Raw genomic sequence first — 11982 nt, forward strand, 5'->3', positions numbered from 1 at the left:
CGATTCGAAAAACTCAGCGCGCGTCGTCAGGCCGATTCAAGCTCAACAGGCCGCGCACCACGCCGCCCGAGAACTCCGCATACGGATCGTATTCGGGCTCGTCGACGCTGGCTTGCGGAATGTCGAGGCCGGGGTTGGCGTTGGTCGGAACGAGGTTGACGACGACGTCGACCGCCGTGCCGGGCATCGGATTGGTGCCGCTGCTCTGGGCGAGCGCGCCGGTGCTGGCGGCGAGCAGTGCGAAAGCGAAGGACAGGCGAATCATCTCGAGAACTCCTCGCGGACTCAGTAGCTCAGTGGCTCAGTAGCCGAAGCCCAGGCCCACGCTGAGCGCGAACTCGGTATCCAGGCCGAGGCGCTGGCCGAGGTTGGTCACGCCCATGGTGATCGTGGCCGGCCAGTGCGATACCGGCGCCACCGACAGGCCGGCATTGGTGAAGCGGCCGGTGTGCTCGACGAGCAGCGAAAATCGCGTGGTGTAGTAGAACGCGAGCGAGCCGATGGCCTGCACGCCGTTCTTGCCCGGATCGGCGTAGGCCTCGTTGCCGGCACCGAGATTGACGACCACGCCGTAAGGTCCGCCGAGGTTCAGGAAGCGGCTGAGCACGGCGTAATAGCTCTCGTCACTGTTGTCCTTGAGCTTGCCCCAGCGGCCGAAACCGTTCGCGCCGATCGCCACGCTCGTATACCAGGGCAGGTTGCGATGCAGCTTGATGCCGAACGAGCCGGAATCGCCGAAGCCGTCGCTGCCGCCTTCGCTGCGTGACAGCGAAGCCGAGCTCACCGCGAGATCGGCTCCGACGAGTTGATCCGGATCACCGAGCCCGAGCGCGAAGCCGAGCCCGCCGTCGACGTCGCTGTTGCCGGCCGGCGATTGCGCGGTCTGCCCATAGAAGCCGAAGCCGGCGGTGCGCCAGCGCGCGCGGTAGGCAACCGGCGTCTGGATCGACGAAGCGGCGATGCCGCGTACCGCGGCCGACACACTGCCTTGCTCGCTCTGCGCCTGCGCCAGCTGCGCGCATCCGCACAGCAGGCAGGCGCACAACGCTTTCATCAACCGACTCGAATCCGCTTGCATTCCGATCCCCCGTTGGAGCGGTGATGATGCTCAGGCCGCATGACAATGAATCGGCGCACTCGGGATCGGCGTATTCGATGCGCCGTACCAGCGTTGCCAGAGTTCGGTGCCGAGCGCGGCGTCGAGCGCCCGCGCTTCGGGCTCGGCGACACTGCGGATGCGCGCCGCGAGGTCGGCCGGCATGTCGGGCTTGTCGCGATCGGCCAGCGTCGAATAAAGCAGACGCTGCACGATCGGCATGCGCTTGACGAGCGCCACCGGCGAAGGCTGGCCGTTGCGCTTGAGCATCTTCGATGTGCGATTCACCCAGCGCGCGAGCCAGCTCATGCGCGGTCGCGCGGCCGCGTTGATCTTGGCTTGCAGATCATCCGGCAGCTTCTGCTCGCTGACTTGCAGGAAGCGGCACAGCCGCGCGTAGAAGCCTTGCGGATCGGACTGCAGGTCATCGAAGCAGGCCACCAGGATGCGCTCGCGATCGAAGCGCTGCAGATACGGTTGCAGCATCGTGTGATAGCTCACCGAGCGCGGATCGAAGCGGCGCTCCACCCAATCACGAATGCTGCCCGCGAAGCGGCCGTTGCGGCGGGCGAACAGGTAGTTGGACATCACGAACTGTTCGGGCCGGCGATAGAACACGATCAGGCGAACCTCGGGCCCCAGCGTGTCGAGGATGCGCTGTGCGCAATTGGGGTTGCGCAGGTAGCGATGGGCGATTTCGCCGATGCGTTGCTGCGGTCCGGCGCGCTCGAAGAAACGCTCGTACCAGGCCAGGCCGCGATGGAAATTCAGATCGAAGAAAGTCGTCTCCTTGACCGGCGAGACGTGGATCTGCGGATGCCGTTCGAGTGCCTGGAACAGCCAGGTGGAGCCGGCTTTTCCGGTGCCGATGTAGAGAAAGTCTGGAATCATGCGACGGAGCGTCGAAGGGCACCGATAGCGCGGGCCGGATGCCCGAAAACGCCGAAGGATAGAGGCGAATTGTGATGATCTCGTGATGCCCCTGCCGGCAGCGGAAAGCGAGCCCACGGCTGTCTCCAAGCTGCCATGTTCTAACCATAGAGTGCTTCGCTATCGAGTGTTGCAGCCATGGATTGGCGAGCACGCCAGGAAGCATCGACTAAAGCCGCCAATCCAGCAGCCGCGATCGGTGCTTCTCCATCCATGACCAATGGGGCGGGGAATGCGGGTAGCCATCATCCATTACTGGTTCACGACCTGGCGCGGCGGTGAGCGCGTCTTCGAAGAGCTGCTGCGCCTGTTCCCGGATGCGGACGTGTATGCGCACGTCGCCGACCAGAAGCTGATCGACAGCCGCGTGCCGGGCCTGCAGGTCCGCGAGACCTGGATCGCGAAGCTGCCGCTGGGCCGCAAGCTGTTTCGCCTGTACCTGCCGCTGATGCCGATGGCGCTCGAGAGCCTCGACCTGCAAGCCTACGATCTCATCATCAGCAGCGAATCCGGCCCGACCAAGGGCGTCATCAAGCGCCCGGACGCCTTGCACATCTGCTACTGCCATTCGCCCATGCGCTATATCTGGGACATGTCGGCGCAGTACCGTCGCAACGCCGGCCTGCTCAAGGGCCTGTTCCTGTCGCTGATCTCGACCTGGATGCGCGTCTGGGATGTGACCACCTCGATGCGGGTGGATGCCTTCATCGCCAACTCGCTGTTCGTCTCGCGCCGCATCTCCTCTTATTACGGACGCGGCAGCACGGTGATTCATCCGCCGGTGCGCATGCAGAGCGTGCGCGGGCTTTGCCAGCGTGATCGCAGCGCCCGCAATGGCCCAGGCGAAGAGCCGTATTACGTCGTGGCCAGCGAGCTCGTCGCCTACAAGCGCGTGGAGCTGGCGATCGAGGCGGCTCAGCAGCTCGGCCGCAAGCTCGTGGTCGTCGGCGAGGGCGAGCAGTTCAAGGCGCTCAAGGCGATGGCCGGTCCGAACGTGCACTTCGCCGGCCGCGTCAACGACGACGAGTTCGCCGGCTGGCTCGCCAATGCGCGCGCCCTGCTGTTCCCGGGGCTCGAAGACTTCGGCATCGTGCCCGTCGAGGCCATGGCCAATGGCACGCCGGTGATCGCCTATGCCCGCGGCGGCGCGCTCGAGTACCTGATGGACGGCGTCAATGGCGTGGGCTTCTCGACGCAGAGCGTCGATGCGCTGGCGGCTGCGATAAAGCGCTTCGAAAGCATCGAATCGAAACTGCGTCCGGAAGCGGTGCGGGCGAGCGTGCTGCGCTTTGGTCCGGAGCGCTTCCAGCAACAGTTCCTGCAGGTGCTCGACAGCCTGCTCGACCAGCGCGCCGACCTGCCACGCCCGAGCGCGGCGCCCTCGCATCCGCGCGTGTTTCCGATCAGCGCCGCGCTGCGCGATGCCGATATCGAACGGCTTCCGCGTCCGGTGCTGAGCTCGGTTCCCTGAGCCGGCCGGGCGGCTCGCGGGTTCACCGACACGTTCATGAAGTCTTCACGTGATTGCAACTTGCGGCCACCAGACTATCGAGAAGGCTGCCGTCGATCGCGCTGACGAACGACCGGGCAGCAACACACACGGGGATTCTTCTTTCGACACGGATATCAGGCGCTCCGAGCGAGTCTCGGGGCCGATGATGCGCGTGTCGCTTGCACGACTCGTCTATCCGAGAGGGGCACGCGCTTTGGGCTTGCAGGTCGTTACGCATCGCATCGCAGTGGCACTGCTGTGCACGGCTGTCCTGAGCGTCGAGGCAGCGGACCCTGCGCCGGCTCAGGCCCAGGAGAAAGCGGCGCCGGGCGCGCTCGATATCTGGGAGTTCGCGGTCGACGGCAACACGGTGCTCGACGAAGACACGATCGCCGCCGTCCTGCAGCCGTTCATGGGCGAAGGCCGCACACCGGAAGACGTCGACGCCGCGCGCGCCGATCTCGAAAAGGCCTACCGCGAACGCGGCTACAAGACCGTGTCGGTCTCCATTCCGCGGCAGACCGTCGCCGAAGGCGTGGTCACGCTGCAAGTCACCGAAGGCCGCATCGGCCATTTGAACGTCATCGGCAGCCGCTACCACTCGATCGACCGCATTCGCGAGCAGGCGCCTGCGCTGGCCGAAGGCACGGTGCCCAACTTCAACGATCTGCGCGACGACATCGTGCGCCTCAACAGCCAGGCCGATCGCCGCGTGACACCCGCGCTGAAGGCCGGCGCGCGTCCGGGCACCATCGATGTCGATCTGGCCGTCAGCGACGATCTGCCGCTGCATGGCTCGCTGGAACTCAACAACCGCCAGAGCCAGGACACCAGCGAGCTGCGCTCGCTTGCCACGCTTTCGTACGGCAACCTCTGGCAGCGTGGGCACAGCCTGTCGCTGTCGTACCAGACCGCGCCGCGCAATACCGACGACGCGAAGGTGTTCTTCGGCTCCTACCTCGCACCGTTCAGCGATGACTTCAGCCTGCTGTTCAATGGCCTGAAGTCCGACAGCAACGTCGCCACCGTCGGCGGCGTCGGCGTGGTCGGTGCGGGCAAGAGCTTCGGCGTGCGCGGCGTGTGGACGCTGCCGAGCCCGGATGACCTGTATCAGTCGTTCACCGCGGGCATCGACTACAAGCGCTTCCGCAACACCGTGAGCCTGTCGACCGCGAGCTTCGATACGCCCGCCACGTACTACCCGATATCGGGCGCGTATACGGCGGTGCTGCGCCAGGGCATCAGCACCACGCAGGTGGACTTGTCGCTCAACTTCGCATCGCAGGCCTTCGGCAGCGATACGCAGGAGCTGCAGCTCAACCGTGCATACGCACGCGGCCAGATGTTCTACGTGCGCGGCAGCCTCGAGCACAACGCGCCGCTGCCGGCTTCGTTCGAAGTCTCGATGCGGCTCGCCGGGCAGTGGACCGACCAGCCGCTGATCACCAACGAGCAGCTCAACGGCGGTGGCCTGGATACCGGGCGCGGCTATCTCGAGGCCGAATCGCTCGGCGATTACGGCTTCATGGAAAAGCTCGAAGTGCTGACGCCCGAGCTCGCCGACACCTTTCGCGTGGTCGACAGCCTGCGCTTCTTCGCGTTCTTCGACGGTTCGCTGCTGAGGCTGCGCCGCAACCTGCCCGAGACGCCGCCCGAAAGCGCGCTGCTGAGCACGGGTGTCGGCTTGAACCTGCAGTTGCTGAAGGTCTTGAACGGTTCGGTGGTCTGGGCGATGCCGCTCGACGACGGGCCCGCTACGCAATCCGGCGACAGCCGCTGGCTGTTCCGTGTCTGGGGAAGTTTCTAAGAGACGTTTATGATCATTCGCACGCTCCATCACTTCACTGCTTCGACGCGGCGCTTCGGCGCGCTCGCGCTTTCCGTGGTCCTTTGCGCCCTGGCGCTGGCGCCGTCCAGCGCGCAGGCCTGGTGGAACGGCGACTGGGCGTACCGCAAGGCGATCACCCTCGATCCGGTCGCCGCTGGCGTCACGGGCGAAGTCGGCACCGTGCCGGTGCTCGTGCGCCTGCACGAAGGCGTGTTCCGCTTCGCCGACGCGGCGCCCGAAGGCGCCGACCTGCGGTTTGTCGCAGGCGACGACAAGACCCCGCTCAAGTTCCACATCGAGCGCTACGACGAGGTGTTCAACCTCGCCTTCGTCTGGGTGCAGGTGCCGGTGACGGCCGGCAAGCCGACGCCGATCTGGCTCTACTACGGCAACCCGAAAACCACCGGCGAATCCGATTCGCGCGCCACTTACGACGCCGACCAGATGCTGGTCTATCACTTCTCGGAGCGTGGACAGCCGGCGATCGATGCGAGCGGCAACGGCAACTCGGCAACGGTTCCGTTCGCATCGGTGGACAGCGGCCTGATCGGCGGCGCGGCGCGCATCGGCCAGACCGCGCTCGCACTGCCGCTCGAACTCTCCGCTGCGCTGGCGCAGCGTCCGGCGACCACCTGGTCGATGTGGGTGAAGCCGGCGACGGCCGAGAGCGACGGCGTGGTCTATTCGCAGCGCGAAGGCGAGGCGAGCCTGCGCATCGCGCTGGCGCGTGGCGTTCCTTACGTGGCCATCACCGGCAATGCCGGCGAGGCCTGGCGCATCGACGGCGTCGCGGCGACCACGCCGGATCGCTGGACGCACCTGGCCGTGGTGTCGGGCCCCAACAACAAGGTCACGCTCTACGTCGATGGCAAGCCCGTCGGCAGCGCCGACGCGCGCGTGGTGCAGATGAAGACCGCTGCGGTGCTCGGCGGTGAAGACGCCGCGACGCTGGCCGCGACGTTCTCGGGCGAGATCGACGAGCTGCAGGTCTCGCGCACCGAACGCAGCGCCGCCTGGCTGCAGCTGGCGGCGTCGAACCAGGGCACCGAAGACAAGCTCGTCGGCTTCGCCGGCGACGAAGCGAAATCGACCTTCAGCACCGGCTACGTCGGCATCATCATGCACTCGGTCACGCTCGACGGCTGGGTGATCATCGGCGTGCTGATCGTGATGATGTTCATCAGCTTCGCGGTGATGGCGGCCAAGGGCTCGCAGATCAGCGCGGTGGCCAAGGCCAATGCCGCCTTCCTCGAGCTGTTCCGGCTTTCGCGCGGCGATTTCCTCGCCCTGCATCACAAGCTCGATGGCGACAGCCAGGAGATTCCGCGCGAGCAGCGACTGCTTTCGCGCAAGGCGCCGCTGATGCAGATGTTCCGCACCGGCGTCGAAGAGCTGCGCGACCGCCTGCACGGCGAAGCGCGCGGCGGCATGCGCAACGGCGTGATCTCGTCGCAGTCGATCGAAGCGATTCGCGCGGCGATCGACAGCAAGATGATTCGCGAGGTGCAGTCGCTCAACAAGCGCATGGTGTTGCTGACGATCGCGATCTCGGGCGGCCCGTTCATCGGCCTGCTCGGCACCGTGGTGGGCGTGATGATCACCTTCGCCGCGGTGGCGCAGGCCGGCGACGTCAACGTCAACGCGATCGCGCCGGGTATCGCCGCTGCGCTCGCGGCGACGGTGGCGGGTCTGTTCGTCGCGATCCCGGCGCTGTTCGGCTACAACTACCTGCTGATCCGCATCAAGGAAATCAACGCCGAGATGCAGGTGTTCGTCGATGCCTTCATCACCCGCATGGCCGAGAACTACAACTCGCCCGACGGTCTGCACGCGCTCGCGAACGACCGATAGGAGCCCGCCATGCAGCTCCAGGAAGACAAGCCCTACGACGACATCAACATCACGCCGATGCTGGATCTGGCGTACGTGCTGCTCGTCATCTTCATCATCATGACCACGGCGGCGGTGCAGGGCGTCAAGGTCAACCTGCCCAAGGCCAGCAACCAGCCGAGCCTCGCCAAGCCCAAGACCGTGGCGATCACCATCGCCGGCGACGGCAAGGTGTTCATGGATGCGGTGCCGGTAACGATGGCCGAGCTGTCCGAACGCCTGCGCCAGAAGAAGGCGCAGATTCCGGATCTGCCGGTGGTGGTGCGCGGTGACACCACCGCGCAATACGGCAACGTCGTGCAGGTGCTCGCGCTGTTGTCCGAGCTGGGCATCACCCAGCTCGGACTGGTCACTCAGCGCCTGGTGCAATAAGCGCAGATGAGCCGTCCATGAGCGACTTCGATCGCGATTCCGACCAGGCCAAGCCGAGCGCCTGGCGCAAGCCGCTGCTGGGCCTGGCCGCGCTCGCGCTGCTGGCCCTGGTCTTTTATGGAATCTATCGCTTCGTCACGAGCGATCCGGGCCCGCAGCGCAAGCCGGTTCCCGAAGTGGTGAAGCTGCAGCTGATTCCACCGCCTCCGCCCCCACCGCCGCCTCCGCCGCCGCAGCCCAAGCAGGAAGTCGAGCCGCCGAAGGAAGCGTTCAAGGCGGTGGTGCCGCAGAACGAGCCGCCGTCGCCGACGCCGAAATCCGATGCGCCTCCGGGCCCGCCGGCGCTCGATGCGCAGGGCGAAGGCCCCGGCGACGGCTTCGGCCTGGCCGGGCGCCCGGGTGGCGGCGACTGGCTCGGCGGTGGTGGCGGAGGCGGTGGCGGCAGCGCCATCGGCTGGTACGCCACGCTGCTGCAGCAGAAGGCGCAGGAAGCGGTGCAGAAGCAGCCTCGCCTGATCGGGCGCCGCTATCGCGTCGGCGTGCGCATCTGGTTCGAGTATCCGCAGGGCGTGACGCGAGTGGAGCTGCGCGAGAGCACTGGCGATCCGAAGCTCGACGAGCTGCTGCGCAGCACCTTGCGGTCGATGTCGCTGCCATCCGAAGCGCCGCCGCAAGGCGTGGTCCAGCCGATGGTGCTGCAGGTGACGGCGACGTGATTCCCTTTTTCTCCTTTCGATCTGCCGCGCCGTGCAAGGCCGCGGAAACCGTATCTGGCGTGGAGCTTGTTCCCATGATGGCATCCGAACGCAGTGGCGCTGGCCGCATGCGCGCACACAAGATGTTTTCGCTGACGCTGCTCGCGAGCGCGGCGTCCCTGTTCGGAGTGCAGGCGCAGGCGCAGGACGCCGCGCCGCAGCCGCCGGCCGAAGCGGCGGCGGCCCCGAGCGTGACCGAAGAGCTGATCCGCATGCTCGCCGAGCACAACGCGATCAAGAAGGAAGACGCCGAGAAGCTCATCGAGCGCCTGCGCGTGGAGCAGGGCGGTGCGCCTGCGGCTGCGGCCACCGCGGCGACGCCCGAGCCCAAGGGCCGCGTGCGCGTGTATTACCTGCCCGAATCGCAGAAGCAGAAAATGCGCGAGGAGCTCAAGCAGGAAGTGATGGAGACCGCCAAGGCCGAGAACTGGGCCGCGCCGAACCGCTTCCCCGAATGGGTCGATCGCATCAAGTTTGAAGGCGACGTGCGCGTGCGCGAAGAATTCGACCTGATGGATTCGAGCAACGATCCGTTCGTCATCAACTATCAGGATCTCAACAGCGGCGCGCCGTACAACGTCGGCCTGGCGGATACCAACCAGCCGCTGCCGCCGCTCATGAACACCACCGAGGACCGCAACCTGATGCGCCTGCGCGCGCGCTTGGGGCTGGCCGCGCAGATCAACGACGACATGACGGTGAACCTGCGCCTGGCCACCGGCAACACGGTGAACCCGGTCTCGACCAACCAGACGCTCGGCAACAACTTCAACCGCCTCACCTTCCAGCTCGAACGCGCTTACATCGCCTACAAGCCGATCGACGGCCTGTCGCTCTACGCCGGCCGCATGCCGAGCATCTTCCGCACCAGCGAGCTGGTGTGGGACGAAGATCTCAACTTCGACGGCTTCGGCGCGACGTACCAGGAGAAGTCCGGCGTGGTGCGCCCGTTCGTGAGCGTCGGCGCGTACTCGGTGCAGAACACCGCCTTCGATTTCCCGTCGACGCGCTCGGTCAAGAGCAGCAGCCGCGATCGCTGGTTGCTCGCGCTGCAGGTCGGTGAGGACGCCAAGATCACCGACGACGTATCGCTGAGCGCGGCCGCGGCCTACTACCACTTCACCAACATGCGCGGCGAGCCGTCTGCGCCCTGCTTCGCCCCGACCGCCGATTTCGCCTGCGACACCGACGATTCGCGTCCCGCGTTCATGCAATACGGCAATACGCTGTTCGGCCTGCGCAATCTCGAGCTCGAGAACGCCGACGATCCGCAGTTCCAGTATTTCGGGCTGGCCTCGCGCTTCCGTATCGCCAGCGTGAACTCGCGCCTCGACTGGGCCATGCCGAACGCGATGCACCTGCTGTGGGACTTCGAGTACGCCTACAACTTCGGCTTCGACAAGAACGACGTGCGTCGCCTCGGGCCGGTCAACAACTACGGCTACACCAGCGACCCGGGCGCCGCATCGCCTTACCAGGGCGGCAACAAGGCCTGGCTCACGCAGCTGCAGGTCGGCCATCTCGATGTCGCCGAATACGGCAAGTGGCATCTGCGCGGCGGCTACCGCCGCCTCGAATCCGATGCGCTCGTCGACGCCTACACCGATTCGGACTTCCATCTCGGCGGCACCAACGCCAAGGGCTTCTTCCTTGCCGGTGCGCTCGGCTTCACGCACAACGCCTGGCTCAGCGCGCAGTACTTCGGCGCCACCGAAGTGTCCGGACAATCGTTCGCGGTCGACGTGCTGCAGTTCGATCTGCATGCGCGCTTCTAGTTTCGGAGCCGAACATGAAACGCGAACTCAGGCCCTGCGTAGTTGAATTTTTCACCGGTCCCTCTTCGGAGTTCCCTCTCCCGCCTGCGGGAGAGGGTGGTCCGAAGGACCGGGAGAGGGGCGGCCCAGAAAGCGAGCCCGCTGTGCCGAGCGGGGGCTCTTAGCTCAGTTGGTAGAGCAGCGGACTCTTAATCCGTTGGTCGAGTGTTCGAATCACTCAGGGCCCACCAGGGGCGGCCCAGAAAGCGAGCCCGCTGTGCCGAGCGGCCCTCTCTCCCCCGCTACGCGGGGACTCTCTCCCGCAAGCGGGAGAGAGGAACGGCCAGGCGGGCTGGATCAGGGGATGCGAAGCGCATTTCTGATCGGTGCCGTGATGCTCTGCGCATCCGGCTCCGCCCACGCGCAGACGCCCGAAGCCAGGCTGCGCGACCAGTTGCGCCAGTCGGTGACCGAGCTGCGCCAGGTGCAGGACGAAAACGCCGCGCTCAAGTCCGAGCTCGACAACCTGCGCCGCAACGGCCCGGCTCCGGTTGCGGCGCCGACACCGGCGCCGAAGGCCGAGGCTCCGGCCGTCGATGCGGCCGAGCTGCGCCAGGCCCGTGCGCGCGCATCGAACGAAGCCGCACGCGCCAGGCAGCTCGAAGAACAGCTCGCCGCAACCCAGAAAGTGCTCGTGCAGTGGCAGGACTCGCAGAAGCAGGCGGCGCAGCTCGCCCGCACGCGCGATACGGCGGCACGCGAGTTCGAAACGCAGCTCGCGCAGACGCGTGAAACCGTCACCGCCTGCGAGGCCAAGAACGCCACGCTGGTATCGATCGCCGACGAACTCGTCGGCCGCTATCGCAACAAGGGCGCGCTCGCGAGCGTGAGCGATCGCGAGCCGCTGCTGGGCCTGTCGCGCAAGTACGAACTGATCGCACAGGAATATCGGGGCCGGATCATCGACGCCAGCGTGCAGCTGCCGTCGGTCGAAGAAACCCAACAGAAACCGCAATGAGTACCGCTGCCATGACCGCTACCGAACTATTGAATTCGCTGTCCCCCGACGACGTCGCCGAAGCGCTGCGCAAGGCGGGCTATCGCGCCAGCCTCGGCGACACGCCTTCGGGCCCGCAGATCCAGAGCGCGGCGCAGGGCCTGGGCTTCTTCGTCGCGTTCGGCAACGAGCTGCCGAGCGAGGTGGGGCGCTATGCCGATTTTTCGTTCCACTGCTGGATCGCGATCGAAGGCAGCTTGCCGGCCGGGCTCATCGAAGGCTGGAACGAAGGCAAGCGCTTCGCGCGCCTGTTCCGCCGCAACCAGCTGCTGGTGCTGACGATGGACGTGCTCGTCGCAGGCGGCGTGGCGCCCGGCAACCTGCAGGCGCAGATCGAAATCTGGGACCGCGTGATCCAGGACTTCTTGCATCACCTGAAGCGTCCGGTCTCGAACAGCGCATCGAGCAATGCATCGCATGGCGCGCCGGAAGCCGCACCGGCGTCGGCTGCTTCGGCCTGAGATGTCGCTGCGCCCGGCGCTTCGCGGCTTGGCGATCGTGGCCGCGCTGTTGCAGGCGCAGGCCGCGAACGCCGCCGACGTGTGCGTGAATCTGCCGGGCGACGTGTCGATCGCATGCCTGAACGCCGAACTCGCGACGCTCGCCGAGCGCAGTGCGGACCAACGGCAATGGGCGCCGCCGCTGGCCGGCGCGTCCGCACCGGAGTCGCCGACCGCGGCCGGGCTCTACAACCAGACTGCCACGCGGATCCGCATGGGCAGTTCCTTTGGCGTGTCGGTGATTCCGCACCGGCCTTCGCAGTACTACCGGCCGCCGCTGTTGCAGCCGTCTCGTTGACCGTCCGCGA

General features: G+C 66.3%; 12 protein-coding genes and 1 tRNA gene. 10 read left to right on the plus strand and 3 right to left on the minus strand.

From position 1 onward, the window contains the following. Window positions 1–13: 13 nt before the first annotated feature. The 3 genes from WQQ_RS14395 to WQQ_RS14405 are packed head-to-tail and all read right to left on the minus strand — an operon-like array spanning window position 14 to window position 1987. Window positions 14–265: a hypothetical protein gene (locus WQQ_RS14395; RefSeq protein ID WP_007185947.1), complete on the minus strand. Its 252-nt coding sequence runs from the start codon at window positions 263–265 to the stop codon at window positions 14–16. Window positions 266–301: 36 nt separating this feature from the next. Further along, entirely contained in the window at window positions 302–1054 is a 753-nt protein-coding gene (locus WQQ_RS14400; RefSeq protein WP_050997697.1) for a hypothetical protein, read from the minus strand. A 54-nt stretch (window positions 1055–1108) separates the two neighbouring features. After that, window positions 1109–1987 (minus strand): sulfotransferase domain-containing protein, encoded by an 879-nt coding sequence (locus tag WQQ_RS14405; RefSeq protein WP_007185949.1) that lies wholly within the window; start codon window positions 1985–1987, stop codon window positions 1109–1111. 271 nt (window positions 1988–2258) lie between these two features. Here WQQ_RS14405 and WQQ_RS14410 point away from each other — a divergent pair, with 271 nt between their 5' ends. The 10 genes from WQQ_RS14410 to WQQ_RS14455 all read left to right on the plus strand — a co-directional run bounded on the left by WQQ_RS14410 (window position 2259) and on the right by WQQ_RS14455 (window position 11972). Then, complete coding sequence (locus WQQ_RS14410) at window positions 2259–3497, plus strand: glycosyltransferase (RefSeq protein ID WP_007185950.1); 1239 nt, start codon at window positions 2259–2261, stop codon at window positions 3495–3497. Window positions 3498–3690: 193 nt separating this feature from the next. After that, window positions 3691–5325 (plus strand): ShlB/FhaC/HecB family hemolysin secretion/activation protein, encoded by a 1635-nt coding sequence (locus WQQ_RS14415; RefSeq protein WP_157534695.1) that lies wholly within the window; start codon window positions 3691–3693, stop codon window positions 5323–5325. Between the two features lie 9 nt (window positions 5326–5334). Further along, window positions 5335–7197, plus strand: a complete 1863-nt coding sequence (locus WQQ_RS14420; RefSeq protein WP_007185953.1) for a DUF2341 domain-containing protein — start codon at window positions 5335–5337, stop codon at window positions 7195–7197. A gap of 9 nt (window positions 7198–7206) precedes the next feature. Next, window positions 7207–7608: an ExbD/TolR family protein gene (locus WQQ_RS14425; RefSeq protein ID WP_007185954.1), complete on the plus strand. Its 402-nt coding sequence runs from the start codon at window positions 7207–7209 to the stop codon at window positions 7606–7608. Between the two features lie 17 nt (window positions 7609–7625). Next, complete coding sequence (locus tag WQQ_RS14430) at window positions 7626–8324, plus strand: hypothetical protein (protein WP_007185955.1); 699 nt, start codon at window positions 7626–7628, stop codon at window positions 8322–8324. A 74-nt stretch (window positions 8325–8398) separates the two neighbouring features. Then, window positions 8399–10138 (plus strand): putative porin, encoded by a 1740-nt coding sequence (locus WQQ_RS14435; RefSeq protein WP_007185956.1) that lies wholly within the window; start codon window positions 8399–8401, stop codon window positions 10136–10138. A 154-nt stretch (window positions 10139–10292) separates the two neighbouring features. Continuing rightward, window positions 10293–10368, plus strand: a tRNA-Lys gene (locus WQQ_RS14440). 113 nt (window positions 10369–10481) lie between these two features. Next, window positions 10482–11135 (plus strand): hypothetical protein, encoded by a 654-nt coding sequence (locus WQQ_RS14445; RefSeq protein WP_007185957.1) that lies wholly within the window; start codon window positions 10482–10484, stop codon window positions 11133–11135. After that, on the plus strand, window positions 11132–11635 hold the full coding sequence (locus WQQ_RS14450) for a YbjN domain-containing protein (protein ID WP_083844577.1): 504 nt from the start codon (window positions 11132–11134) through the stop codon (window positions 11633–11635). The genes WQQ_RS14445 and WQQ_RS14450 overlap by 4 nt, the downstream gene beginning before the upstream one ends. Before the next feature lie 28 nt (window positions 11636–11663). Beyond that, a complete protein-coding gene (locus WQQ_RS14455; RefSeq protein ID WP_157534696.1) occupies window positions 11664–11972 on the plus strand; it encodes a hypothetical protein in 309 nt (102 codons plus the stop codon). Window positions 11973–11982: the final 10 nt, after the last annotated feature.

Source organism: Hydrocarboniphaga effusa AP103 (genome assembly GCF_000271305.1).
Taxonomy (GTDB): Bacteria; Pseudomonadota; Gammaproteobacteria; order Nevskiales; family Nevskiaceae; genus Hydrocarboniphaga; species Hydrocarboniphaga effusa.

Bases quoted from the DNA above. Each gene is read 5' to 3' on its own strand.
- WQQ_RS14410 (WP_007185950.1), top strand. From the start codon at position 2,259: ATGCGGGTAGCCATCATCCATTACTGGTTCACGACCTGGCGCGGCGGT.
- WQQ_RS14405 (WP_007185949.1), bottom strand. From the start codon at position 1,987: ATGATTCCAGACTTTCTCTACATCGGCACCGGAAAAGCCGGCTCCACC.
- WQQ_RS14450 (WP_083844577.1), top strand. From the start codon at position 11,132: ATGAGTACCGCTGCCATGACCGCTACCGAACTATTGAATTCGCTGTCC.
- WQQ_RS14420 (WP_007185953.1), top strand. From the start codon at position 5,335: ATGATCATTCGCACGCTCCATCACTTCACTGCTTCGACGCGGCGCTTC.
- WQQ_RS14430 (WP_007185955.1), top strand. From the start codon at position 7,626: ATGAGCGACTTCGATCGCGATTCCGACCAGGCCAAGCCGAGCGCCTGG.
- WQQ_RS14445 (WP_007185957.1), top strand. From the start codon at position 10,482: ATGCGAAGCGCATTTCTGATCGGTGCCGTGATGCTCTGCGCATCCGGC.
- WQQ_RS14425 (WP_007185954.1), top strand. From the start codon at position 7,207: ATGCAGCTCCAGGAAGACAAGCCCTACGACGACATCAACATCACGCCG.
- WQQ_RS14395 (WP_007185947.1), bottom strand. From the start codon at position 265: ATGATTCGCCTGTCCTTCGCTTTCGCACTGCTCGCCGCCAGCACCGGC.
- WQQ_RS14435 (WP_007185956.1), top strand. From the start codon at position 8,399: ATGATGGCATCCGAACGCAGTGGCGCTGGCCGCATGCGCGCACACAAG.
- WQQ_RS14400 (WP_050997697.1), bottom strand. From the start codon at position 1,054: ATGAAAGCGTTGTGCGCCTGCCTGCTGTGCGGATGCGCGCAGCTGGCG.